Consider the following 24,768-nt stretch of genomic DNA (forward strand, 5'->3'; position numbering starts at 1 on the left):
CCGCCCACCGCCCACCGCCCACCGCCCACCGCCCGGGACCAGGTATGACCCGTCTCCCGCGGCACCGCTCTCAGCCGATCCCCCCGCCACCGGGAAGGACGTGTCTTCATGTACACCACGCAGGACGAGGATCGGGCCGCGCCGCGGCAGCATCACTTCCGACTCATGGGCCGCTACTACGCGCAGGTCGAGTCGGGGCGCAAGACGATCGAGGTCCGCGCCGCCACCGCGGAGAAGACGGCCGTGGACGTGGGCGACGCCATCGTCTTCCACGACCGGGACAGCGACCGGGAACTCGACGTCATCGTGAAGCGGATCACCCCGTACGCCTCCTTCGAGGACCTGCTCGGCTCGGAGGACGCCACCCGGATCGACCCGGACGGATCACGCGACGACCTGCTGCACGGGCTGCGCGGCATCTACCCGCCGGCCAAGGAGGCGCTCGGCGCCCTGGCCTTCGAGTTCGACCACCGCCCGGCCAGGCCCGGCCGCCGCATGCCGATGACACCCACGCAGTACGCGCGGACCATTCCGCACCACACGGTGTACGGCTGTCTGTACGTCCGTGACGAGCAGGACCGCCCCGTCCAGCTGCGCTCGGTCTACCACTCACGCCCCTGGCAGTTCCCCGGCGGAAACCTGGACGCCCAAGGAGAGGACCCGCTCCGGACCGCCCGGCGCGAAGCGGTCGAAGAGACCGGCCTGGAGCTGGCCCTCGGGACTCCTAGGCTGCTCCTGACGTCCTTCCTGCACGCCGGGCCCCGCCGGCCGCTGAACAGGGTGGGGCTTGTCTTCGACGGTGGCCGGCTGACCGCGGACCAGCTCGGCCGGATCCGACTCGATCCCGCCGAACACGATATGTGGGCCGTCCACGACCTCAGCACCTGGCGGGAGCTGATGGCGCCGCGCGACTTCACCCGTCTCGCAGCCGTCGAACGAGCCCGGCGCGGGGAGGGCCCGGCCTACCTCGTCTCGCACCACTGATCTGCAACTCACCCGCCCAGGAGGCACCGTGACCGTCGAGGACATCGGCACCCGAGCCTGGAAGATCTACGGCCGGCGCCAACTGCCCCGCGCCTACACGCCGCCGGTCCCCGACCGGATGTCCTCGATGCCCTGGGAGGGGGACGGACCGGGAGCCGAGATCCTCGGTGACATCGCCGGCCCGCGCCCTGGACATCGGCTCCGGGGCCGGCCACCACGCGATGGGGTCGTGGTCGTCGCCGTCTCAGGCTGCCTCCTTGTGTATGGCGTCGTTGGCGGGGAGTCCGCCCGGCCGTTGGCCTCGGAACCGGTGGCCGGAGCGGGGCTCCCCTCCTTCTTTCCTTCTCTTCTCTTCCTGGTGCTCGGGGCCGGTTCAGCGGCTGGCGGCGAACACCTGCAGTTGGTCGACCAGTTGCCGGTCGGGACAGGCGACGATGACGGAGCGGCCGGGTGCCCGGGCGGCGAGCCGGTCGATCTCGTTCTCCAGACGGCCGGTGGGGGCCAGCGCGGTGGAGCCGTTGGTGCGGACGTAGCGGGCGAAGAGTTCGAGTCCTTCGAGGAAGGCCGCGTCGGGTGGTGCGGTGTCGGCCATGGAGTGGGTGAGTTGGTGGAACCAGTGCCGGGCCCGCTTGGACTCGCCCAGGGCCAGGTGGTGCAGGTGCAGGCAGTAGGCGGCGGCGCGGCTGCCGGCGCCGGCGGCGAGCTGCCACCAGAACTGGGCGGACTCGGGGTGGCGGGTGAGGTACAGCAGGCAGGCGAAGGCGAGGGCGCCGTCGAGGTCCAGGTGCTCCTCCGTCAGCGGGGCGCGCTCGGGACCTTCGGCGATCTTGGCGACGTGGTCGGCGACGGCCGGTTCGTTGAGGACCCACCGGCACACCACGCCCAACCGCTGGCCGGCCTGTGCGGCGCGGGCGATGTCCGTGGTCGGGGTGCGGCGGCGGGCGTCGGCGGCGAGCCGGCGCAGGCCTGCGGCGACGTCGAACCGGCTCGGGGCTGCGACCGGCAGCCGGACTTCGTTCAGCAGGGCGTCGAGAGTGGTGGTCACGGCCGTTCCCCTTTCTGATGGGGCCTTTTGCGTTCGTCGGGCAGGCCGAGCTTCAGGCGCAGGCGTTCCTTGCCGCGACGCAGGTGGTGGCCGACGGTGCGTTCGTCGATGCCGACGTACCAGGCGACCTTGGCGGTGGGGTAGCCGAGGATGTAGCGCAGTACGATCACCTCGAACTGACGGTTGGGCAGTTCCGCGATCGCCTCGTACAGGCCAGTGGCCGACTCCATCTTGTGCAGCTTGTCCCGGGCCGTGGCGAGTGCCGGGGCCAGCGCCTGGGCGATGGGCCCGTTGATGACGAACGCGGGTGCACGGCCTTCGCGTTCGAGGCGGTCATGGACGGCCCGCCGCATGATCGCCCAGGCGCCCTGCTCCAGGGAGCCCGAGCTGAGCAGCTGTGTCCAGCCGGCATGGATCTGCAGGAACACCTCGTGTATGACCTCTTCGGCCAGCTCTCGGGTCCCGAAGTGGACTTCCGCGTAGGCGTGGAACGGCTCCTGGTGCCCGAGGTAGAACGCCTCGAAGTCGATCGCCAGGTCGAGCGGCTGGTACATGTCCTGTGACAGCCTCACGCCCTGGTCCGGGGCTGGGCTGTCCTCGGGGACGTCGTCATGATTCACGCAGGCCTCCCGGCGGCACGGCACATGGGCAGGCTTTTCCTCTCCATCGGGGTCGGCTGGGACCGGCGCCAACTCGTGCGCGCCGACGGGCCGTTGGGCTTGAGACCCACCTAAGTGATTCGCGGGGCGGATCACTCACGGCGCACAGAAAAAATCACCGAGCGTCCCTGCCGGTCAGCGTGCTGTAATGTTCAACAAGCAGTGCTAGTCACCCTCGGTAGCGTCCTGACCAGGCCGGACCCGTGGGAGTGAACGAGCGAACAGTTCTGCGTATCCATGGCGTGTTCTACATCACACCAGGTCGCCGCCTGCGCGCCGAGCGCACATCGGCGCGCGCCACGCTCGGTGCACGCCACACTCGGCGCATGCCCCAAAGCTTCACCTAGAGTCATGGGGGGGTGGTCCGCGGAGCGACGGCGGCCGCGCAGTCCTTCCTCCCGGCGGCATCAGCGGGGCAGCATCTGCGCTCCGGCCGGCCGCGGCGAGGCAAGGCGTGCCATCTCGTCCTCCGAGAGCCGAAGCGTGCCGGCCGCCACGTTCTGTGCGAGGTGGCCGGGATCACCGGTTCCCGGGATCGCCAGCACGTGCGGACCCTGCTGCAGGGTCCAGGCCAGCCGGACCTGCGCCGCTGACACACCGTGCGTGTGGGCGACGGCGCACACCGTCCCGTGGTCGTCGGCACCCGGACCCGCCTCGCGCCCGGCGCCCGCGATCGCGAAGAACGGGACGAAGGCGAGGCCGAGTTCACCGCACAGCCGCAGGAGTGCCCGGTCCTCCTCCGGCGCACCGACGCCGTAGGGATTCTGCACGCAGACGACCGGGGCGATGGCCCGGGCCTCGGCCAGCTGCACGGACGTGACGTGGGAGAGGCCGAGGTGGCGTACCAGCCCGGCGTCGCGCAGTTCGGCCAACGCGCCGAAGTGCTCGCCGATCGAGCCGGTCCGCAGGCTCGGAGGTACGCGCAGGTTCACCACGTCCAGATGGTCTCGGCCGAGTTGGCGCAGGTTCTCCTCGACCTGGCCGCGCAACTGCTCCGGCGCGGCCCACCACCAGGCGCCCGAGGGATCACGGCCCGGCCAGACCTTGGTGGCGATGACCAGGTCCTCCGGATACGGCGCCAGCGCCCGGTTGATCAGCTCGTTGGCGGAACGCGTCGCCGAGAAGTAGAACGCGGCGGTGTCGATGTGGTTCACGCCGAGTTCGACCGCCCGGCGGAGCACGCCGATCGACCGATCACGGTCACGCGGCACGCCCCGGTCGAAGGGCGCGGTACCGGTCAGGCGCATCGCGCCGAACCCGATGCGGTTGACGGTCCGGTCACCGAGCTGCCAGGTACCCGCGGCAGACGCGGCATTCGTGCGTTGGCCCATGGCATGGGTCTCCTCTCACGGTCAGGAACAAGGAACCGACGTGTGCCGCTGTGCGTGGTGCGCGGCGCGTCGAGGCCGTCCGGCAGGGCGACAACCCGTAGCGGGACCACCGGCGTCGGGGCGAGCGGGCCCCGAACACGGAAAGAGCCTCCCCGGCGGATCTGCATCCGCGCCGAGAAGGCTCATCTGATGGCCGACATCCTAGCAGCACAGCGCATCTGTCAGCAGGCCATCGGGCAGCAGGGGCTTCGGTGCGGACCCCCTCAGGAAGCGGGCGGGTTGATCTCCTGTTCGGCCCAGACCGTCTTGCCCGCGGACGAGTTGCGGGTGCCCCGCCGGCTGGCGAGCTGTGCGACGAGGAAGAGACCGCGCCCGCCCTCGTCCGTCGGACGGGCATGGCGCAGACGAGGGACGGAGTCGCTGGTGTCGGTCACCTCGATCACCAGCACCTCGTGCCGGATGAGGCGCAGGGTGATGGGACCGGCGCCGTGGCGTACGGCGTTGGTGACCAGCTCACTGACGATGAGTTCCGTGGTGACGACCAGCCCCTCCAGTCCCCATTCGGTCAACCGGGCGGTGGCCAGGGCCCGGGCCTGCGCGACCACGGCCGGGTCGCTCGGCAGGTCCCAGGTGGCGATCTGCGACGGCGGCAGCGAACGGGGCCGCGCCAGGAGCAGCGTGGCGTCGTCGTCCAGTGCCCTGGACGGCAGGGTGTCGAACGCGGCGGTGCAGAGTTCGTCCAGCGGGCGGTCCGGCCGGGCGAGGGCGGTGCCCAGCCGGCGTATCCCGGCGTCGATGTCCTGATCCCGGGTCTCCACCAGCCCGTCGGTGTAGAACGCGACCACGCAGCCCTCGGGCAGTTCCACCTCCACGGACTCGAAAGAGGCCGGTCCGACACCGAGCGGCAGACCGGCGGGCAGGTCGGGGACGGACACGCCGCCCTGCGGCGAGACCACCACGGGCGGCGGGTGCCCCGCCCGGGCCATCGTGCAGCGCCGGGTGGCGGGGTCGTACACGGCGTACAGGCAGGTGGCGCCGGACTCCGCGGCGGCGCGGTCCGGGATGCCGCCGTCCTGCACGCCGAGGCGGGAAATGGTGTCGTCGAGGTGGGCCAGCAGTTCGTCCGGGCACAGGTCCAGGTTGGCCAGGGTGTGGACCGCCGCCCGGAGCCGGCCCATGGTCGCGGCCGCGTTGATGCCGTGGCCGACCACGTCGCCCACGACCAGGGCCACCCGGGCGCCGGACAGCGGGATGACGTCGAACCAGTCGCCGCCCACGCCGTGTTCCGTGTCGGCGGGAACGTAGCGGGAGGCCACCTCGACGGCTGCCCCGCCGACCAGTCTGCCCGGCAGCAGGTTGCGCTGGAGCGCGAGGGCGGCGGTGCGTTCGCGTACGTACCGCCGTGCGTTGTCGAGGGACAGGGCGGCGCGCGCGACGAGTTCCTCGGCCAGCCGCAGGTCGTCCTTCTCGAAGGGCACGGAGTCGCCCATGCGCACGAAGACCGCGACGCCCAGCACCGCGCCGCGCGCGTGGATCGGCACGATCATCAGCGAGTGCATGCCGTACCTGCGTACCTTCTCCAACCGTTCCTGGTCCGCGTCCAGCCAGGGGTCCCGTGCGGTGCTCAGCACCGGTTCGAGATGTGATTCGCCCGTGACCAGGACCTCGGTGAAGGGGGAAGGGGCCGGCACGGACACGGTCTCCCCGCGCGGGAAGAGCGACTCCGGTGCGCCGTCGTGGACCGAGGCGACCCCCGCCCGGCGGAAGGCGGGCACGCGGCCGTTCGCCGCGCCGAGCCGGGCCAGGGAGTCCTCGCCCTCCGCGACGGACTCCGCCAGGTCCACGGTGACGTAGTCGGCGATGCGGGCCACGGCGAGGTCGGCGAGTTCCTGACCGGTTCTCATCACCTCCAGCGTGGTGCCGATCCGGGTGCTGGCCTCGCTGAGCACGGCGAGGCGTTCGCGGGCCCGTTGCCGGTCGGTCACGTCGACGCACATGACGCACACCCCCAACGTGCGCCCGTCGGCGTCGTCGAGGCGGAAGAAGGAGGTCGAGAACGCGTGTTCCTGCTGCGGCCTCGTCGGCATCCACGCGCGGTACTCGTGGTCGACCTGCGGCTTCCCGCTCCGCAGGACCAGCCGCATCACCGCCTCGACCGACTCGGCCTCGGGTCCCGGCAGCACCTGAGTCAGCCGGCGTCCGAGTCTCTTCTCGCGCGGTATGCCGTCCTGCAGCGCCAACGCGTCGTTGACCCAGGTGCACCTCAGATCGGTGTCGCGCACGGCGATGCCGATCGGCGCCCCGGAGAGCAGTGCCCGCACACCGGCGCCGTTCATCGGCCACGAGGGAACGGCCGTCATCTCGGTCGCGGTGACCAGCCAGCGCACGCCGCCGTCGCGCTCGGTGAGGGGATGGAGCCGCAGGTACACGTCCCGCGGCGGTCCGTCGCCGCGGCGGAGGCCGACGATCCCGGACCAGCCGTCTCCGCGGCGGCTCGGGTCGCTGAAGGCGGGCGCCCGCAGGACCACCGCCGGGTCCGCCAGCAGCCGTCCGGCGAAGAGCCCGATCGCGTCGGCGGCGACGACGCCGCTGAGCCGCTCCGCCTCCGGGCTCCAGGCGGCCACCACTCCGTGCGCGTCCACCACCGCCATCGCGGGGCCTGCCGACTGCCCGGCTTCCCGTCCGGCCTCCGGCATCGCGTTCCTGGCTCCGGCCATCGGCGCCGTCCCTCCTTCAGGATGCCGACCGCGCGGCGGAGTTCACGTCGGCGAGGCGGTCGAGCCAGTCCGCCAGGAGCGCGCCCTCGGACGGTGTCAGCGGGGTGGTGCCGTCCCGGGACAGCGCCTCGCGCAGGGCCGCGGCCCGGCACGCCGTGTCCGCGCACGAGCCCTGCTCCCCCACGGTGTCCGCAGTGGTGATCATGCGCAGTGCGTGTTCACGGGCCGTAGCCGGCAGGGTCTCGTCCCGTTCGGAGGGCGGCGTGGCGATCAGGGACAGGACGACACCCAGGCCCATGGCGTGGACCAGCTGAGTGGCCCGCTCCACGCTCATGCGGAGCCGGCCGGCCGCGGCCACCCGGGCGAGGGTCTGGCGCAGGATGGCGATGGTCTCCAGCCCGCCCCGCATGCCGCCGCGATAGCGGCCCTCGCCGTACATCAGTACGTAGAAGCCGGGGCGCGACAGACCGAACTCGACGTGCAGGTCCCAGGAACGGCGCAGGTCCGCGACGGGGTCGTCGGTCTGCGCAAGCGCCTGTTTCTCGCGCAGGTACTGCTCGAAACCGTAGGCCGCGAGGGCGTCGAGCAGCCCGTCCTTGTCACCGAACAGGCGGTACAGGGTGGGGGGCTGCACACCGGCTGCCGCGCTCACGGCACGCGTGGAGACACCGGCACGCCCCTGCGAGCTCAGCAGCTCCGCGGCGGCGCGCAGAACCCGTTCCTGGGTACGTACGGCCCGTTCCTGCATCGGTCCAATTTATCACTGTTGCGATTATTTTCCATAACATTGGTAAACTTACGGGGATATATGAAGAAGCCGCAGAGGTCCACGTCCACGAACCGTTTCGGTAACTGACGGCCGGCCGAGGAACGTGGGGATCACCGGGAGCGCTCTTCGGCCGTGGAGGGCCTGGCGCGTACGACGGCGTGGACTCCTCGTGGGCCGTACAGGTGCAGGATCTCCACGGTGTCCGTGTCCGCGGGCCCGAACCAGTGGGGTTCGGTGGTGTCGAACTCGGCCACCTCACCGGGCCGTGGCGTGAAGTTCTGCTCCCCGAGGACGAGGAGCTGCCGGCCGGCGAGGACGTAGAGCCATTCGTAGCCCTCGTGCGTGACCAGTTCCGGCGGGCGGGGTGCCAGTACCTGCTTGAAGACCTGCACACGGCCCGGATACTGCGTCAGCGGCACGAGGACGCTCCCGCGGTTCATGCGCAGCGGCTGGAGGTGCACCCTGGGTTCGCCGCCGGCCGGTGCTGCCACCAGTTGGTCGAGTGCGATGCGGTGTGCCCGGGCCAGCGGGATCAGCAGGTCCAGGGACGGCCGCCGCTTGCCCGCTTCCCGTCGGGACAGGGTGCTGACGGAGATCGCGCGGCCGTGGTCGGCGTCCTGATCGAAGGGCCGCACCTCGGCTGGACGTCGTCCGCGACGCTGACGGGATACGCCTGCGCTGCCGTGGCGGCGGGAGGATTCGTGTGGGTCGAGTCCCGCCGGCCGGAGCCGCTGATGGACCTGCGGCTCTTCAGGCGCCCGGTCTTCAGCGGGGCCGTGGTGGGCGCGGTCGCGGTCTTCGTCGCCCTGGACACGACGCTGCTGCTCAACACCCTCTACCGCAGCACACCCGGCAGCGGACGCCGCCGGCCGCAGGTGTGGCGGCCCTGCCGCCGGCGGCCGGAGCGACGGTCCTCGCCCCCTGGTCCGGCCGCCTGGTCGCCCGCTCGGGACCACGGCTGCCGCCGCTCCTCGCCGGCGGCTTCATCACGGCAGGCGGGCTCTGCCCTCGCACACGCGTCGCACCCGGGTTGGCTCGTGGTCGCCGGCTGTGGCGCAGTGCTCTTCTTCGTCGCCCACCTGTCGCGGACCGGGCCGGTCGCCCTGGAGCCCGTGTCCGCACGCGCGCGGTGAAGCACCCGCCCCACGGCGACGCACAGCCGTCGCCCACGTCCGTCGGGGCGTCCGAGTGACGCACTCACCCTGTGATGGAGGCCCGGAAGTGGTACCGGTCGCCGCGGTAGGCGGCCGCGGTGAGTTCGAGGGGCTGTCCGTTCTGGTTGAAGGCGAGCTGGGTGGCGACGAGCACCGGGGTCGCGTCGGTGATTTCGAGCAGTCGGCGTTCCTCCGCCGTCGGGTGGCGGGCCTCCACGGAGTAGTCGGCGACCTTGGGCAGTTGGGGCGGGTCGGCGCGGCGGAGTGTGGCGAAGAGCGTGTGCGTGGTGAAGTCCGTCTCCGCGAGCTCCGGGCACAGCGCGAGCGGCAGCCGGTTGTGCTCCAGCACCACGACGATGTCGTCCAGGTAGCGCAGTCGGCGCATCTCGAAGAGCGCGGCTCCCGGGCCGACCCTCAGCTGTTCGGACTCCTGGACCGTGGCGGGACGGACCCTGGTCTCCAGGACCGCGTCGCGCAGCCGCAGTCCCTGCTGTTCGGCGTAGTCGGCGAAACCCTGGACCGACTGGGCTGCCGCCTGACCCGCCGACGGCGCGGGCGGCACGGGGGCGACGCGTTCGTAGCCCTCGGCGAGGAACCAGCCGCGGGCCGGCGCGGACTCGATGACTTGGCGCTCCGCGAGTTCGTTCAGGGCGGAGCGAAGGGTGACGCGGGAGACGCCGTACCGGATGGCCAGTGCCCGCTCCGAGGGCAGCCGGTCTCCCGGGCGGGCGCCCTTCTCGGCGATGTCGTCCAGGAGGCGTCCGGCGACCTGGGAGTACAGCGGCAGGGCGTCTCCGCTCAACAGCCCTTGAGGGAGACCACGGTCCGAAGAAGACATACCAGATGTATACCAGTTTCATGCAGACCAGTTCCATACCAATAACAGACCATTGACGGCCACCAACGAGACCAGTACCGTTCCAGTCACGTTTCCGAAGGCGCGCCGACAGACGCGGCTGACGCCCTTCGGTGAACCCTGGAGTGATCATGTGGAACCCCTTGGATGAAGTGGTCCGCCGCCAGAAGGCAGGCGAACCGCACGGCATCACCTCCGTCTGCTCGGCCCATCCGCTGGTCATCGAGGCAGCGGTCCGCCAGGCCCTCGAATCGGGAGGCACCGTCCTCGCCGAGGCGACCTCCAACCAGGTGGACCAGTACGGCGGCTACACCGGCATGCGACCCGAAGACTTCCGCGAACTCGTGCACGGCATCGCGGCCGAGCACGGGCTGCCGCTGGACCGGGTCGTGCTGGGCGGAGACCACCTGGGACCCAACCGATGGCGTTCGCTGCCCTCGGCGGAAGCGATGGCCGAGGCGGACAGGCTCGTCGCGGCATACGTCCGGGCGGGCTTCACGAAGATCCACCTGGACTGCAGCTTCGCCTGTGCCGACGACGCCGCTCCGCTGACCGACGAACTGGTCGCCGAGCGCACCGCACGCCTGGTACGCGTGGCCGAGTCCACCGCGGGCGACTGTGCCGGAACCCTCCGTTATGTCATCGGAACCGAGGTTCCGGTGCCGGGAGGAGCCCACGAGACGCTGGAAGGCATGTCTGCCACCAATCCGCAGGCCGCGCGACTGACGCTGGAGCACAACCGGCGCGCGTTCGGGAGGCACGGCGTGGCGGGGGCATGGCCTCGCGTCATGGCCCTGGTCGTCCAGCCCGGTGTGGAGTTCGATCACCTCCAGGTGTTCGACTACCGGCGTGAGCGGACGGCCGAGCTGCGCACGGTCCTCGCCGACGAACCCGCCATGGTCTTCGAAGCCCACTCGACCGACTACCAGACGGTGGAAGGACTCGCCGGCCTGGTGGAGGACCACTGGGCGGTGCTCAAGGTAGGACCCGGCCTGACGTTCGCGCTGCGCGAGGCCCTGTTCGCGCTGGCCGACATCGAGGACGAGCTCGTCCCGGCCGGATCCCGGTCCCGGCTGAGCGAGGTGGTCGACCGGCGTATGCGCGACGAGCCCTCCTGGTGGGAGGGCTACTACGACGGCGACGCCGACGATCAGCGGCTGGCCAGGCGCTACAGCTACAGCGACCGCATGCGTTACTACTGGCCCGACCCCGAGATCGCCGCCGCCCAGGACCGGCTGTTCACCAACCTCTCGGGCCGCGACATTCCGCTGCCGCTGCTCAGCGCCCACCTGCCCAACCAGTACCAGCGCGTCAGGACCGGGGCCCTTTCCGCGACACCGCGGGACCTCGTCGTCGACCACGTCCGCGACGTCCTGCGCGACTACGACCGTGCATGCCGCACCCACGACAAGGAGTACGCGTGAAGACCACCACCCAGGACCTGGTACCTCAGGACCGCGGGGCCGACCACACCACCGCCGAGATCATCCAGCAGCCCGACGTGTGGCGTGAGGTCGGGGCGATCGTCGCCGGTGAACGCGCCTCCCTGGACACCTTCCTGTCCCCCCTGCTCGCCGACGAGGACCTGCGCATCGTCCTCACGGGAGCCGGTACCTCGGCCTTCGCCGGAGAGGTCGTCCGGGCCGCGGTCGCCCGCGCCACCGGCCGCCGCACCGATGCCGTCTCCACCACCGACATCGTCGCCGACCCCTACGCGTCCTTCCCCGACGACGTCCCCACGCTGCTCGTGTCGTTCGCCCGGTCCGGGGACAGCCCCGAGAGTGTCGCGGCGACCCGGCTGGCGGACCAGGTCCTGGCACACGTGCGCCACCTCGTCATCACCTGCAACAGCGCCGGGCAGCTGGCACGCCTGCACGGCGAGAGCGCCTCCTCCCGCGTCCTGCTGATGCCCGCCGCGTCGAACGACCAGGGCTTCGCCATGACGTCGAGCTTCACCGGCATGCTCCTGGCGTCCCTGCTCGCCCTGGGCGCGCTCACCCCGGACGCCATCGAGGCACCCGCCGCCGCGGCCGAGCACATCACCGCGGGCGGCGTCAGCCCGCAGATCGAAGAACTGCTGGCCCGCGAACCCGAACGGCTTGTGTACCTGGGCAGCAGCAGCGCGCTCAAGGGGCTCGCCCAGGAGTCTGCACTGAAGCTGCTGGAGCTGACCGGAGGCGCGCTCGTGGCGTCCTCGGAGTCCTCACTCGGCTTCCGCCACGGCCCCAAGTCCATCCTGAACGACCGCACGGCCGTCGTCGTCTACGTGTCGAACGACCCCTACACGCGCCGCTACGACCTCGACATCCTCGCCGAACTGCGCGCGGGGCTGCCGCAGGGCAGCGTCGTCGCCGTCTCCGCGTCGCAGGACGGGCTGCCCGGTGACGACACCTGGCTGCTCCCCGGGCTCGCCGGCGTCGACGACACCGTCCTCGCCCTTCCCGCGGTGCTGTGTGCCCAGCTGATCGCGCTGCGCGCGTCCCTGCACCAGGGCATCCGGCCCGACAACCCGTTCCCCTCCGGAGAGGTGAACCGCGTGGTGCAGGGCGTGACCGTGCATCCGCTCCCCCAGCGACGCGACGACGTCGTCTAACAGCGTTCAGACAGAGCCGAGCGGAGGAACAACGATGTTTCTGGGTGTGGACGGCGGAGGCACCAAGACAGCCTTCTGCCTCATCGACCGTGCGGGCGCGATCAGGGCCCGGGCCGTCGCGGAGGGTGCGTACTACTTCGCGGACAACGGCACGGGAGGCGTGGAGCACGTCGCGCAGGTCCTGCGCGAGGGAATCCGGGCCGTGACGGAGGGCGCGGGCATCACGACGGCGGACATCGCCCACGCGTTCCTGGGCCTGCCCGGGTACGGCGAGGTCCCCGGCGACGTCGCCGCGCTGGACGCCGTCCCCGGCGAGGTGCTGGGACACCGGCGTTACGCGTGCGACAACGACATGATCTGCGGCTGGGCCGGTTCGCTCGGCGCTGTGGACGGCATCAACGTCATCAGCGGCACCGGCTCGATGACCTACGGCGAGCGCAACGGCAGCGGTGTGCGCACCGGAGGCTGGAGCGAACTGTTCAGCGACGAGGGATCGGCGTACTGGATCGCCGCCCGCGCGCTGAACGTGTTCTCCCGGATGAGCGACGGCCGGCTGCCCGAAGGTCCGCTCGCGGACCTCCTGCGCCGCCATCTCGCTCTGACCACCGACCTCGAGGTCATCGACGTCGTCCTCAACCGGTGGCAGGGGCACCGCAGCGAGATCGCCTCGCTGAGTCCCCTCGTGGTCGAGGCGGCCGGGCTGGGCGACACGCAGGCCGCCGCCGTCCTCACCGAGGCCGGCCGGGAACTGGCCCTGCTGGTGGACAGTGCGCGGCGCCGGCTGGGCTTCGCCGAGACCGAACCCGTCCCGGTGTCCTACTCGGGCGGCGTCTTCCGCTCGGCCGCCGTGCTCGACGCGTTCACCACCGAACTCCGCGCCGGCACCGCCCACTACGAACTGCGCCGGCCCCTGTTCGAGCCCGTGGTCGGCGCGGCCCTCTACGCGGCGAAGCTCGCCGGCACCCCTCTCGACACCGCGGCGCTCGCCGCCCTGCGCTCCTCCTCGGAGATCACCCCCACGGAGAACCACCATGCGTGACCAAAGAAACTGGATCCTGTACGCGGGCCTGCTGGTGCTGTTCTGGGGCGTCTGGGGCGCGTTCTCCAGCCAGCCCACCGAACGGTACGGCTATCCCAACGAGATGATCTACGTCATCTGGGCCTTCACCATGCTGCTGCCCGCGGCGGTCGCGCTGCGCCGCCAGCGGTTCGACCGCCGGCCGGTCGCCGCCTTCTACGGACTCGCGGCGGGACTCACCGGAGCGGGCGGCCAACTCCTGCTGTTCCAGGCGCTGTCCAACGGTCCCGCCTACCTGATCTTCCCGGTCGTCTCGCTCTCCCCGGTGATCACCGTCCTGATGGCGGTGGCCCTGCTCAGGGAGCGGATCGGAAAGCTCGCCGTCATCGGCGTGGTGGCCGCGCTGATCGCCATCGTGCTCATCAGCATCCCCGCGGGCGACCACGGCTCGGCCGACACCGGGTCCTGGCTGCTGCTGTCCGTCCTCATCTGCGTGGCGTGGGGCGCCCAGGCGTTCTTCATGCGCAAGGCCGCCCTCGCCGACGTCAACGACGCCACCACGTTCGGGTGGATGACGATCAGCGGTCTGCTGCTCGTCCCCGTGGCCGTCGCCATGATGGGCGGACTGCCCGACGCGCCGTGGCAGGCCCCGGCACTCACCGCCGGCACCCAGGTCCTCAACGCCGTGGGCGCGTTGTTCCTCGTCATGGCGCTCAGCCGCGGCAAGGCCAGCGTCGTCGCACCCGTCACCAACGCCCTGGCCCCCGTGCTCACCATCGTGCTGTCGCTGATCGTCTACCAGACGCTGCCGACGATATGGGGGACCATCGGCATCGTCCTCGCCCTCGGCGGATCCACCCTGATGGTGTACGCCGACGAGAAGCGCGAAGAGCTGCCCGAGGCCCGGGTGCCGTCGGCACCGCTGACGGGCCCGTAGGCCTCCGCTCTCCGGTGGTTCGGATCAGGCCCGCACGGGTGCCGGCCTGATCCGAACCACCGCATCCGGACATCTCAGGTTCAGACAGCCCCCGCGCGAGGAGCACACATGCCTCTGGTCCCCACCGGCGAGTTGGTCGCCCACGCCGCCACCGAGCGCCGTAGCGTCACCGCCTTCAACGTCATCACCCTGGAGCATGCCGAGGGCATCGTCACAGGGGCCGAGGCAGCCGAACGGCCCGTGATCCTGCAGATCAGCGAGAACGCCGTGCGGTATCACAGGGGCCAGCTCCTCCCGCTCGCCCTGGCCGCGGCGGCGATGGCCCGGTCCAGCACGGTCGACGTCGCGCTGCACCTCGACCACGTGACCGACGTGGAGCTGCTGCACCAGGCGGCCGACTGCGGTTTCTCCTCCGTGATGTTCGACGCCGGGGCCCTGCCCTACGCCGAGAACGTCTCCGCCACCGCAGCGGCGGCACGGTGGGCGCACGACGCGGGGCTCTGGCTGGAGGCCGAGCTGGGATACGTGGGAGGCAAACCGGACTCCCCCGCGAGCGCGCACGCCGCCGGCGTGCGCACCGACCCGGCGGAAGCCGCCGATTACGTGGCGCGCACCGGCGTGGACGCCCTCGCGGTCGCGGTGGGCAGCAGCCACGCCATGACCGAGCGGTCGGCGACGCTGGACCACGCGCTCGTCGAACGGCTCCGGGAAGCGGTTCCGGTGCCCCTGGTACTGCACGGCTCCTCCGGAGTCCCCGACGGCGAACTCCGTTCCGCCGTCCGGGCCGGCATCGTGAAGATCAACATCGGAACGGCGCTCAACATATCCCTGACCCGGGTCGTGCGCGACACGCTGGACTCACTGCCCGCGCTGACCGACCCGCGCAAGTACCTGGGCCCCGGGCGCGACGCCGTTGCGAGCACCGTGTACGGCATGCTCAGCGTGCTGGCTCACTGACCGTCACCGGTCAGCCGCCTGCCACTCCTGGAACGACTTCCGAGTGACCTGCCCCACTGCACTTCCGGACCCGACACCGGCACTTCCCGCCTCATGGCTCCGAAGTGGACGATCGCGTGGGCCCGCGGCGTAGCTTCGATGCCAGCAGCCCCGTTCCGCCGGGCGTGGGCAGTGGGTCCCCGACAGGGATCGCGGACCGCCCGGCCGAGGTCGAGGCACGTGAGGTGAACGACATGGACCTCACCCCCCCGCTGTCGTCAACTTTGAAGGAGTTCCGCCGATGAAGACCGTCAACCACTGGATCGGCGGCAGGCCCTTCGACGCCGCTGCCGGCGCCTTCGGCACCTGGGGCTCCGTGACCGACCCCGCGACCGGTGAGATCACCGCGCGGGTCGCGATGGCCGGTGCCGACGAGGTCGACGCCGCGGTCGCAGCGGCGACGGCCGCCTACGCCACCTGGCGCGGGTCGACGCTCGCGCAGCGGACCGCGATCCTCTTCCGCTACCGCGAGCTGCTGCACGCACGCCGCGACGACCTCGCGGCGCTGATCACCGCAGAGCAGGGCAAGGTCCGCGCGGACGCGCTCGGGGAGGTGGCGCGCGGGCTGGAGATCGTCGAACTGGCCTGCGGACTCGGCACGGCCCTCAAGGGTGACATGTCGACGGAGGTGTCGAGCGGCGTCGACGTGGCGACCATCCGCCAGCCGCTCGGGGTGGTTGTCGGCATCTCACCGTTCAATTTTCCCGCGATGATCAGCATGTGGATGTTCCCGATGGCGATCGCCTGCGGGAACACGTTCGTCCACAAGCCGAGCAGCAAGGCGCCGTCCGCGTCCATGCTGCTCGCCGAGCTCGCGGCCGAGGCCGGTCTCCCCGACGGCGTGCTCAACATCGTGCACGGTGACGAGGTCGCGGTGAACGCGCTGCTCGACCACCCCGACGTGGCGGCCGTGTCGTTCGTGGGTTCCACGCCGGTCGCCCGTCACGTCTACACCAGGGCGTCCGCGGGCGGTAAGCGGGTGCAGGCTCTGGGCGGGGCCAAGAACCACATGCTGGTCCTGCCGGACGCCGACCTCGACGCGGCCGCGGAAGCGGCCGTGACCGCCGCCTACGGCTCCGCGGGGCAACGCTGCATGGCCGTCTCCGTGGTGGTCGCGGTCGGGTCCGCGGGCGACGCGCTGGTGCCACGGATCGCCGAACGGGCCAAGAACGTCAGGATCGGTCCGGGCGACGACCCGGCGTCCGAGATGGGGCCCCTGGTCACCCGGGCACACCGCGACGAGGTCGCGGAATATGTCGCCGGCGCGTCCGCCCAGGGAGCCGATGTGGTGCTCGACGGAAGGGACTTCACCGTCGAGGGCTTCGAGAACGGATTCTGGATGGGCGTCACGCTCCTCGACCGGGTCCGCACCGACTCGGACGCCTACCGCAACGAGATCTTCGGCCCGGTGCTGTGCGTGCTGCGCGCCGAGACCTACGAGGAGGCCATGCGCATCGTCAACGGCTCGCCGTTCGGCAATGCCAGCTCGATCTTCACGCGGGACGGCGGCGCGGCCCGCCGGTTCCAGCTGGAGGTCGAGACCGGCATGGTCGGCGTGAACGTGCCGATGCCGGTGCCGGTGGGCTACCACTCCTTCGGCGGCTGGAAGGACTCGGCCTTCGGCGACCACCGCATGTACGGCGGCGAAGCCGTGCACTTCTACACCCGCGGCAAGGTCGTCACGAGCCGCTGGCCCGACCTCGCGGAGGTCGCTCCCGGTCCGGACCTGGGCTTTCCCACCGCGGCCTGACCGGGCCTGCACGGACCGTCCGGTCTCCCACCTGACTCGTCCCGAGGCGAAGGAGCCACCATGGAGTTCACGAACCCGGCGCTGGTGGTGCAGCCCGGCGACGCGGCCGGGGCGCTGCTCGAGAACGGCGCGTTCGAACTGCTCGCCGACGGAGGCGCGGTCAGCGCCAGTCGGCTGACGCTCGACACCGGCGCGGACGGGGCACCGCCGCACCACCACAAGCTCTCCCACGAGGTCTTCTACGTGCTCGACGGGGCGGTACTCTTCCGCCTGGGCGACACGCTCACCACGGTGGGCAAGGGCGGACTCGTCGTCATACCGCCCGGCCTGCCGCACGCCTTCGGCGCTGCCGAGGGGACGGTGGCCGACATGGTCGTCGTCCTCAGCCCCGGCATCGAACGGTTCGGCTACTTCGAGCAGTTGGCGGCGATCAGCCGCGGCGAGACGGAATTTGCGTCGCTCGTCCCTGAACAGGACCGCTACGACGTGCACCTCGAGAACATCCCCGACTGGCGGTCCGGGCCGAATCAGTGACCCACCGTCGCCGCACCGCTTGAGGGGCCCCGGGTCCGGCGGGCCGGGACTCGCCCGCCCCGCCGGAACGACGGCCCAGAGGTGGCCGCCGGCTCGTTCGCGCCACAGCCCGACCCGGCGGCGTGCGCAGAAACCCGACGAAACCCGGTTCGACACCCGGTGGCCGAGTGATCATTGGGATCACGCAGACCAGGCTGTCGTCGGAGGCAACGGTGTTGGAAGTTCTCGGGCTGGACCAGCCCGCAGAGGTGCTGTATCTCGTCCTGGTCGACAATCCGCCGATGTCGGCGGACGAGTTGTGCAGCCGTACCGGCATCGAGCTCAAGACGGCCGTCGCGTCTCTGATGCGGCTCGAGGACGGTGGTCTGATCGCCCGGCTGCCCGGCGCCACCCCCACCTACACCGCTCTGCCGCCGGACCACGCACTGGAAGTGCTGCTGCTGGCCCGCGAACGTGACATCCGCCGGGTGCGTGCCCTGAGCGCGCGGCTGGCGGAGCGGCATCGTGAGGCCCGCCGCAGCCGGGACTCGGCGGCGCTGATACAGGTGATCACCGGACGTGACGACGTGGCCCGCTGCGGACAGCAGCTGTTCAGGCGCGCGGAGCGGGAGATCCGTGGCATCGACGCGCCTCCCTATGCCCAGGCGAACAACGGCGAACGCGTCAGCTCCGCCACGGCGGTGGCCGGACGCAGTGTGCGCAGCCGCTTCATCCACGCTCGTGACACCCTCAGCGTGCCCGGAGTGGTGGCGCGGGTGGAGGTCGACATCTCCGCCGGCGAAGAGGTCCGTTTCCTGCCCAAGGCGCCGATGAAACTGATCATCGCGGACGAACAGGCGGCGCTGATCCCGCTGTTGGCGACGCCGCAGGTTCTCGACGCGTGCATTCTGGTCCATCCCTCCACTCTGCTCGACGCGCTGTCCACCCTCTTCGAGTCGCTGTGGGAGCAGGCGCAGCCCTATCTGCCCGGGAGGCCGGCGTCCGACGGCCACGACGATTTCGTGAACAACGAGGAGCGGCAGATCATCTCGCTGCTCGCCATGGGGATGTCGGACGAGGCCATCGCGCGTCAACTGGGAATAGGACATCGCACGGTGCAGCGCCGGGTGCAGGCTCTCCTCGGCCGGCTCGGAGCGGCGAGCCGGTTCCAGGCCGGAGTGCTGGCCGCCGGCCGTGGCTGGTGGCGGCCGGATCAGGATGGCCTTTCCACGCCGTCGTCGTAGCCGGGCGGCGCCGCACTCGTGCACCGCAGCGGTGGGGTCAAGTCCCGGCCGGTTCCGTCTCATTCCAGCCACGGAAGGAGGTCGGTCAGGGGGCCGGGGCCCCGGCGGCGTTCGGCGTGTGGGGTTTCCGTGGAGCAGGCGGGGTGACCAGCACAAAGGTCCGACCATTCGTATCGGCTGGTCAGCGCGGTCGCCTGGCGGTTTGACGCCGTGTCGTATTCACGCCTTCGACACATACCGGTGAGCACGGGTCCCCGATCCGCACCCCGTGTCCGATCAGCGGACAGACGGAACCATGCATTCCCTGTGAAACACCCCTGAATTGCCGGTACGGCATCCCCCGGCGGTGCAACGACGCTGACGGTGCGTCACAACTGTCACTCAACGCGCATGATTGACAGGCGAATTACTCCTCCCGCTAATTGGCCCCCGGTGAATACCAACCCCTTCACCGTCGCCCGAGAGCCGTGTACGGGTCGACCCCAGCAACCACGCATGGGAGTCACACGTTGCGCACCACAGGCACCGCAGCAAGAACCAGATCCCCTCTCCGCCGCACCCTCTCCACCGGTCTGGCCGTCCTCGGCGCCACCACGATGGCGCTGCTCGGCCTGCAGGCCCCCGCATCAGCGTCGAGCGCCGCACACACGTCCACCACCGCGAAGGACACACGTCCGCTCTTCGAGCCGACCTGTGCCGTCGCCAAACGCAGTCACTTCTCCTGCTTCGCCCTGCGCCGCTCCGACGTGAAGTCGGTCAAGGGCGTGATGCGGACGGCCGAGACCCCTCAGGGCTACGGCGCCACCGATCTGCAGAGCGCGTACAACCTGGGCGCCGACGGCGGCAGCGGCCAGACCGTCGCCATCGTCGACGCCTTCGACGACCCGACCGCCGAGGCGGACCTGGCCGTCTACCGCGAGCAGTACGGACTGCCCGCCTGCACCACGGACAACGGCTGCTTCCAGAAGGTCGACCAGCGCGGCGGCACCCACTACCCCACCCCGGACCCGGGCTGGGCCGGTGAGATATCGCTCGACCTCGACATGGTCTCCGCGATCGCGCCCAACGCCCACATCCTGCTCGTCGAAGCCGACGACAACAGCTTCGAGGGCCTGTCCGCGGCGGTCGACGAAGCGGTCGCGCTCGGCGCGAAGTTCGTCTCCAACTCGTACGGCTCCGACTACCGCGGCGGCAACGGCGAGGACCCCTCCGAGACCACCACGCTGGACGCCCACTACAACCACCCGGGTGTCGCGATCACCGCGTCCACCGGCGACTACGGCTACGGTGTCGGCTATCCGGCGGCCTCCCAGTACGTGACCGCCGTCGGCGGCACCACACTGACCCGGGCGCCCTCCACGCCGCGCGGCTGGACCGAGTCCGCCTGGAACCTGGCCGGCTCCGGATGCTCCCTGTACGAGCCCAAGCCCGCCTTCCAGCACGACACCGGCTGCGCCAACCGGGCGCTCGCCGACGTCTCCGCCGTCGCGGAGGACGTGGCGGTCTACCAGACCTACGGCAACGGCGGCTGGGCGGTGTACGGCGGCACGAGCGTCTCGTCGCCCATCATCGCGTCGGTGTACGCCGACGCCGGAACGCCCGTCCCCGGCACCTACCCGAACGCCTACCCGTACGCGGCGGGCGCCGGGATCAACGACATCACCACCGGCAGCAACGGCAGTTGCTCCCCCTCGTACCTGTGCAACGGCACCACCGGGTACGACGGTCCCACCGGCCTGGGCACCCCCGCGGGCCTCTCCGCGTTCCGCAGCGGACCGCACGGCGTGGTCTCCGGGACCGTGACCGACAGCGCCACCGGCAAGCCGGTCGCTTCGGCCACCGTCAGCGCGGGCACCAACGTCGCCCACACCGACTCCTCCGGCGCGTACTCCCTGACGGTGCCGGCCGGCACCTACGACATCGATGTCCAGGCGTTCGGCTACGCCGACGGTTCGGCTCACGACATCGTTGTCGGCGACGGCGCCACACTCACGAAGAGCTTCTCCCTCGACCCCGTACCCAGCCGGACCGTGGCCGGCAAGGTCGTCGACGGCTCCGGCCACGGATGGCCGCTCTACGCCAAGATCACCGCTGACGGTGTGCCGGGCTCCGTGTGGACCGACCCGGTGACCGGCTCCTACAGCCTCGACCTGCCCCAGGGACACACCTACACGCTGCACGTCGCCACGGCCTCCACCGGCTACCGGGCCGTCACCAAGAAGGTCGACGTCGGCAGCGCCGACCAGACCGTGGGCTTCTCCGTCCCGGTCGACTCCTGGGCCACCAGCACCCCCGGGTACCAGGTCCAGGACAAGGGCGACACCGAGCCCTTCGACGCCACCGACGCCCCGCCGAGCGGCTGGAGCGTGGTCAACGCGGACGGCACGGAGGGCGGCTGGGAGTTCGACGACCCCGCCAACCGCGGCAACGGCACCGGTGGTGACGGGGCGTTCGCCATCGCCGACAGCGACCACTTCGGCGGCGCGGCCAGCCAGGACACCTCGCTGGTGACCCCGGTCTACGACTTCACCGGCAAGGACGACCCGGAGCTGGCCTTCAACACCCAGTACCAGCAGTTCAACAACCAGACCGCCGACGTGGAGGCCACGGCAGACGGCGGAGAGACCTGGACCAAGGTCTGGAGCGCGGGCTCGTCCATCTTCCCCGGCCAGCGGATCACCGTCCCGCTCACCGACTTCGCGGGCAAGCCGGCGGTACAGCTGCGCTTCCACTTCACCTCGCACTTCGGCTGGTGGTGGTCCGTCGACAACGTTTTCATCGGCGAACGCGCGGTCACACCCACCCCCGGTGCCCTCGTCGTCGGCACCGTGAGCGACGCGAACACCGACACGGGCGTGGTCGGCGCCACCGTCACCAGCCAGGACAGGCCCGCCGAGAAGGCCACCACGGTCGCCACCCCTGACGACCCGAACCTCTCCGACGGCTATTACTCCCTCTTCTCGACCACCTTCGGCAGCCACGCCTTCACCGCCGCCAAGTCCAAGTACACCTCCCTGTCGAAGACGGTGAAGGTGGGCGCCGACAGCGCGGTGGAGGCCGACTTCACCCTCAAGGCCGGGAACATCACCGTCACCCCCGCGTCCGTCGCCGCCACCGTGGCCTGGGGCGGGTCCAAGACGCAGAACCTGACGGTGAAGAACACCGGCGGCGCACCCGCCACGGTCCAACTGGGCGAACAGTCCGGTACCTTCACCCAGCAGGGCAAGGGCGCCGCGCTGCGGACCGTCAAGGGGGACTACACCCCGCTGTCCAGCAAGGCCCACGCCAAGAGCGGAGCGGCGAAACCGGCCGCCGTGCCCGCCGACGGCCCGTGGCAGGCGGTCCCGGACTTCCCCGGCGCCATCATGGACAACGCCGTCGGCACGGACGACGGAAAGGTGTACTCGGCCTACGGGTACACGGGAACGGCCGACAGCAAGGACATGTACGTCCTGGACCCGGTGGCCGGCAGCTGGACGAAGCTGGCGAGCGCGTCCGACACCCGTGAGGCCCCCGCGCACGGCTTCATCGACGGCAAGTTCTACGCCGCCGGCGGCTGGGGCGCGAGCGGCGACCCGGACGCCAAACTGGAGATCTACGACCCGGGTTCGGACAGCTGGACCACGGGTGCGTCCGCGCCCAAGCCGTACGCGGGCTCCGGCAGCGCCGTCCTGGACGGCAGGCTGTACATGATCGGCGGTTGCGGCGCCGATTCCTGCGGCACCACCGACGCCAGTGTCTACGACCCCAGGTCCGACTCGTGGTCCGCGATCGCCTCCTACCCCGAGCCGATCGCGTGGCAGGCCTGTGGCGCCATAGACGACCTGCTCTATTGCGCGGGCGGTCTGGGTTCCGGCAACAGCGACGTGATCCACACCTACGTCTACGACCCGGACGCCAACAGCTGGTCCCAGCTCACGGACATGCCCGCCGCGCAGTGGGGTTCGGCCTACACGGCGGCCAACGGACAGCTGCTGCTGGCCGGTGGTGTCGGCAACAACGCCCTCTCCAACCGCAGCCAGGCCTTCGACCCGAAGGCCGGTACCTGGAGCGCACTGCCCAACCCCGCCGTCCCCACGTACCGCGGCGGTGGCGCTCCCGGCTTCTACAAGATCGGCGGCGGCACGGCGCCCAGCACGCCGACGTCGAAGGCCGAGCTGCTGCCCGGCTACGACCAGACCGGATCGGGCGACATCACCTGGCTGAGCGAGAGCACCCAGCAGCTCACGCTGCAGCCCGGTGCGAAGGCGACTGTCACCGTCTCCCTGGACGCCTCGGTCGCCGAGGTGACCCAGCCCGGTGACTTCACCGCCGCGCTCACCGTGGGCACCGACACGCCGTACTCCGTGCCCCGGGTACCGGTCAGCCTGCACGTCAACCCGCCCAAGACCTGGGGCAAGATCACCGGAACCGTCCTGGGCGCCACGGCGTCCGGCGGCACCGCGCCGCTGGCCGGGGCGACCGTTCAGATCGACAGCTGGGCCTCGACGTACACCCTGACCACCGCCGCAGACGGCACGTACGCACTCTGGCTCGACGCCCGCAACAACCCGCTGACCGTGATCGTGGCCAAGGACGGGTACCAGCCGACCGTTGCGACGGTCAAGATCCAGAAGGGAGCGACGGTCACCAGCAACTTCACGCTGAAGCGCAGGTAGCCCGCGTGACGCCGGCGGCGTGCCGAACCGCACCACGGCATCTCTGTCGGCGTGACCTGGGCGTGGAAGGGTGGGCCGGCCCCCGCGGGCCGGCCCACCCGTGCCCGGGGTGAACTCGGCCGTCCCGGACGGCGAGTCGCGGCACGGCACCGGAGGCCGGGCCGGAGGACTCAGTCGATCCGGGAGGCCGGACCGCGCGAACCGGGCTGGTGGCGCCCGAAGTAGTCGGCGAGGTGCGGGGCGAGGGCGGGGACCTCGACCGGGGTGCCCCCCGAGCGCAGCGACGTGGTGGCCGCGATGCCGGTCGCGACGGCTTCGCGGGCGGCCACGGGCGACGTCTCGGTCGCACCGCCGTGCGCGACGAACCGCAGGAACTCGTCGACGAGTGCCTGGTCGGCGCCTCCGTGCAGGCCGCCGGCCGCCTCGGTGGGCGGCAGCGTCAGGTCGGCCTCGGCGCGGTAGCCGGAACGGTGCCGGTTCCACACCTTGATCAACGGGGCGTCGCCCTCGACGCCGTCCCCGAGGTTCTCGATACGGCCCTCGTCGCCGATGACGGTGTAGTTGCGCCAGTAGTCGGGCGTGAAGTGGCATTGCTGGTAACTGGTGAGCACTCCGTTGTCGAGGCGGGTCAGCACCATGCTGATGTCCTCCACGTCGATGACGGGGTTGAGATCGCGCAGCGCCGACGGCGGCCAGACGCCCTCGTCGAACCAGTCCTGCACCCGCTCCGAGCCCTGGGGTCGGGTACGGCGGTGCGAACCGGCTCCGTAGACGGACAGATCGCCCAGCGCGGTCACGGTGCGGGCGTAGCCGCCCGCGAGCCAGTGGATCACGTCCAGGTCGTGCGCGCCCTTCTGCAGCAACAGGCCCGTGGTCCGGGCCCGTTCGGCGTGCCAGTCCTTGAAGTAGTAGTCGCCGCCGTGGCCGACGAAATGCCGGCACCACACCGCCCGCACGGTTCCGATCGCCCCCTCGTCGACGAGGTCGCGCATGGTGCGCAGGACCGGCAGATGGCGGAGGTTGTGCCCGACGTACAGCCGGGTGCCGGTGCGGGCCGCGGCGGCCAGGACCCGGTCGCAGTCGTCGAGGTCGACGGCCAGCGGTTTCTCGACGAACACGGCGACACCGGCTTCGAGGAAGTACCGGGCCGGAGCCGTGTGGAGGTCGTCCGGGGTGAGGACGAAGACGGCGTCCAGGTCGTCGGTGAGCATGTCCTCGTAACGGTCGTGGACCTGGACGTCCGCCCCGAAGAGCTTGCGGGCGTCGCTGCGGCCGCGCTCGGACGGATCCGCGCAGGAGACCACGCGGGCCGAGCCGGGCCGCTCGGCCAGGACGGCCAGCCCGGCTCGCTGGCCCGTGCCTACGACACCGACACGCAGTTCCTGCGCGGCCGGCTGGTCGGTCATGGAGCATCCCTTCGTCGCGAACAGGGAGACGGGGCGGACGCCTGGACGCCTGGGCCTGTCGGAGGGTCGGCCGCGGTGCGCGGTGGTGGACGGACTCGCGGTGTCCCCGGCGCCGTCAGGGGCACGGCAGGCGCGGGA

Annotated in this window: 19 protein-coding genes; 11 read left to right on the forward strand and 8 right to left on the reverse strand. The window is 71.0% G+C overall.

All coding sequences use genetic code 11. The features are described from left to right. Nucleotides 1-108: 108 nt before the first annotated feature. Nucleotides 109-984 (forward strand): NUDIX domain-containing protein, encoded by an 876-nt coding sequence (locus tag AB0472_RS25550; RefSeq protein WP_366359317.1) that lies wholly within the window; start codon nt 109-111, stop codon nt 982-984. A 373-nt stretch (nt 985-1,357) separates the two neighbouring features. Here the strand turns inward: AB0472_RS25550 and AB0472_RS25555 are convergent, their stop codons facing one another. From AB0472_RS25555 to AB0472_RS25580, 6 genes are all read right to left on the reverse strand, one after another. Continuing rightward, nucleotides 1,358-2,029 carry a hypothetical protein gene (locus AB0472_RS25555; protein WP_366359319.1) on the reverse strand — a complete coding sequence of 224 codons (672 nt, stop codon included), beginning with the start codon at nt 2,027-2,029 and terminating at the stop codon, nt 1,358-1,360. Continuing rightward, entirely contained in the window at nt 2,026-2,649 is a 624-nt protein-coding gene (locus AB0472_RS25560; RefSeq protein ID WP_366359321.1) for a sigma-70 family RNA polymerase sigma factor, read from the reverse strand. The genes AB0472_RS25555 and AB0472_RS25560 overlap by 4 nt, the downstream gene beginning before the upstream one ends. A 446-nt stretch (nt 2,650-3,095) precedes the next feature. Further along, complete coding sequence (locus AB0472_RS25565; protein ID WP_366359323.1) at nt 3,096-4,019, reverse strand: aldo/keto reductase; 924 nt, start codon at nt 4,017-4,019, stop codon at nt 3,096-3,098. 263 nt (nt 4,020-4,282) lie between these two features. Further along, nucleotides 4,283-6,736 carry a SpoIIE family protein phosphatase gene (locus AB0472_RS25570; protein WP_366359325.1) on the reverse strand — a complete coding sequence of 818 codons (2,454 nt, stop codon included), beginning with the start codon at nt 6,734-6,736 and terminating at the stop codon, nt 4,283-4,285. A gap of 16 nt (nt 6,737-6,752) precedes the next feature. Next, complete coding sequence (locus AB0472_RS25575; RefSeq protein ID WP_366359327.1) at nt 6,753-7,484, reverse strand: TetR/AcrR family transcriptional regulator; 732 nt, start codon at nt 7,482-7,484, stop codon at nt 6,753-6,755. 131 nt (nt 7,485-7,615) lie between these two features. Beyond that, nucleotides 7,616-8,140, reverse strand: coding sequence for an XRE family transcriptional regulator (locus tag AB0472_RS25580; protein ID WP_366359329.1), 525 nt, complete (start codon nt 8,138-8,140; stop codon nt 7,616-7,618). Here AB0472_RS25580 and AB0472_RS25585 point away from each other — a divergent pair. Next, nucleotides 8,111-8,638, forward strand: coding sequence for a hypothetical protein (locus AB0472_RS25585; RefSeq protein WP_366359331.1), 528 nt, complete (start codon nt 8,111-8,113; stop codon nt 8,636-8,638). The genes AB0472_RS25580 and AB0472_RS25585 overlap by 30 nt on opposite strands. A gap of 64 nt (nt 8,639-8,702) precedes the next feature. Here the strand turns inward: AB0472_RS25585 and AB0472_RS25590 are convergent, their stop codons facing one another. Then, nucleotides 8,703-9,497, reverse strand: a complete 795-nt coding sequence (locus AB0472_RS25590; protein ID WP_366359333.1) for a GntR family transcriptional regulator — start codon at nt 9,495-9,497, stop codon at nt 8,703-8,705. 149 nt (nt 9,498-9,646) lie between these two features. On the opposite strand from AB0472_RS25590, the gene AB0472_RS25595 reads away from it, so the two are divergent. The 9 genes from AB0472_RS25595 to AB0472_RS25635 all read left to right on the forward strand — a co-directional run bounded on the left by AB0472_RS25595 (nt 9,647) and on the right by AB0472_RS25635 (nt 23,224). Further along, the gene (locus AB0472_RS25595) at nt 9,647-10,939 is read left to right on the forward strand and encodes a D-tagatose-bisphosphate aldolase, class II, non-catalytic subunit (RefSeq protein WP_366359335.1); all 1,293 of its coding nucleotides are present in this window, start codon (nt 9,647-9,649) and stop codon (nt 10,937-10,939) included. Continuing rightward, on the forward strand, nt 10,936-12,108 hold the full coding sequence (locus AB0472_RS25600) for an SIS domain-containing protein (RefSeq protein ID WP_366359337.1): 1,173 nt from the start codon (nt 10,936-10,938) through the stop codon (nt 12,106-12,108). Before AB0472_RS25595 ends, AB0472_RS25600 begins: the two co-directional genes overlap by 4 nt. A gap of 34 nt (nt 12,109-12,142) precedes the next feature. After that, on the forward strand, nt 12,143-13,147 hold the full coding sequence (locus AB0472_RS25605; RefSeq protein WP_366359339.1) for a BadF/BadG/BcrA/BcrD ATPase family protein: 1,005 nt from the start codon (nt 12,143-12,145) through the stop codon (nt 13,145-13,147). Continuing rightward, nucleotides 13,140-14,063 (forward strand): DMT family transporter, encoded by a 924-nt coding sequence (locus tag AB0472_RS25610; RefSeq protein ID WP_366359341.1) that lies wholly within the window; start codon nt 13,140-13,142, stop codon nt 14,061-14,063. Before AB0472_RS25605 ends, AB0472_RS25610 begins: the two co-directional genes overlap by 8 nt. 108 nt (nt 14,064-14,171) lie before the next feature. Next, complete coding sequence (locus AB0472_RS25615; protein WP_366359343.1) at nt 14,172-15,020, forward strand: class II fructose-bisphosphate aldolase; 849 nt, start codon at nt 14,172-14,174, stop codon at nt 15,018-15,020. A 280-nt stretch (nt 15,021-15,300) separates the two neighbouring features. Next, nucleotides 15,301-16,809, forward strand: coding sequence for a CoA-acylating methylmalonate-semialdehyde dehydrogenase (locus AB0472_RS25620; protein WP_366359345.1), 1,509 nt, complete (start codon nt 15,301-15,303; stop codon nt 16,807-16,809). A 60-nt stretch (nt 16,810-16,869) separates the two neighbouring features. Continuing rightward, nucleotides 16,870-17,343, forward strand: coding sequence for a cupin domain-containing protein (locus AB0472_RS25625; RefSeq protein ID WP_366359347.1), 474 nt, complete (start codon nt 16,870-16,872; stop codon nt 17,341-17,343). A 167-nt stretch (nt 17,344-17,510) separates the two neighbouring features. Beyond that, nucleotides 17,511-18,566 carry a helix-turn-helix domain-containing protein gene (locus AB0472_RS25630; protein ID WP_366359349.1) on the forward strand — a complete coding sequence of 352 codons (1,056 nt, stop codon included), beginning with the start codon at nt 17,511-17,513 and terminating at the stop codon, nt 18,564-18,566. Nucleotides 18,567-19,075: 509 nt separating this feature from the next. Next, a complete protein-coding gene (locus tag AB0472_RS25635) occupies nt 19,076-23,224 on the forward strand; it encodes a carboxypeptidase regulatory-like domain-containing protein (protein ID WP_366359351.1) in 4,149 nt (1,382 codons plus the stop codon). A 170-nt stretch (nt 23,225-23,394) separates the two neighbouring features. Here the strand turns inward: AB0472_RS25635 and AB0472_RS25640 are convergent, their stop codons facing one another. Beyond that, the gene (locus tag AB0472_RS25640; RefSeq protein WP_366359353.1) at nt 23,395-24,630 is read right to left on the reverse strand and encodes a Gfo/Idh/MocA family oxidoreductase; all 1,236 of its coding nucleotides are present in this window, start codon (nt 24,628-24,630) and stop codon (nt 23,395-23,397) included. Nucleotides 24,631-24,768: the final 138 nt, after the last annotated feature.

The sequence above is a fragment of the Streptomyces sp. NPDC086777 genome (assembly GCF_040702065.1).
Lineage (GTDB): Bacteria > Actinomycetota > Actinomycetes > Streptomycetales > Streptomycetaceae > Streptomyces.

Excerpts from the sequence above, each read along its gene's own strand:
- AB0472_RS25550 (WP_366359317.1), top strand. The coding sequence starts at position 109 with ATGTACACCACGCAGGACGAGGATCGGGCCGCGCCGCGGCAGCATCAC.
- AB0472_RS25565 (WP_366359323.1), bottom strand. The coding sequence starts at position 4,019 with ATGGGCCAACGCACGAATGCCGCGTCTGCCGCGGGTACCTGGCAGCTC.
- AB0472_RS25570 (WP_366359325.1), bottom strand. The coding sequence starts at position 6,736 with ATGGCCGGAGCCAGGAACGCGATGCCGGAGGCCGGACGGGAAGCCGGG.
- AB0472_RS25575 (WP_366359327.1), bottom strand. The coding sequence starts at position 7,484 with ATGCAGGAACGGGCCGTACGTACCCAGGAACGGGTTCTGCGCGCCGCC.
- AB0472_RS25590 (WP_366359333.1), bottom strand. The coding sequence starts at position 9,497 with ATGTCTTCTTCGGACCGTGGTCTCCCTCAAGGGCTGTTGAGCGGAGAC.
- AB0472_RS25595 (WP_366359335.1), top strand. The coding sequence starts at position 9,647 with ATGTGGAACCCCTTGGATGAAGTGGTCCGCCGCCAGAAGGCAGGCGAA.
- AB0472_RS25605 (WP_366359339.1), top strand. The coding sequence starts at position 12,143 with ATGTTTCTGGGTGTGGACGGCGGAGGCACCAAGACAGCCTTCTGCCTC.
- AB0472_RS25610 (WP_366359341.1), top strand. The coding sequence starts at position 13,140 with ATGCGTGACCAAAGAAACTGGATCCTGTACGCGGGCCTGCTGGTGCTG.
- AB0472_RS25615 (WP_366359343.1), top strand. The coding sequence starts at position 14,172 with ATGCCTCTGGTCCCCACCGGCGAGTTGGTCGCCCACGCCGCCACCGAG.
- AB0472_RS25620 (WP_366359345.1), top strand. The coding sequence starts at position 15,301 with ATGAAGACCGTCAACCACTGGATCGGCGGCAGGCCCTTCGACGCCGCT.
- AB0472_RS25625 (WP_366359347.1), top strand. The coding sequence starts at position 16,870 with ATGGAGTTCACGAACCCGGCGCTGGTGGTGCAGCCCGGCGACGCGGCC.
- AB0472_RS25640 (WP_366359353.1), bottom strand. The coding sequence starts at position 24,630 with ATGACCGACCAGCCGGCCGCGCAGGAACTGCGTGTCGGTGTCGTAGGC.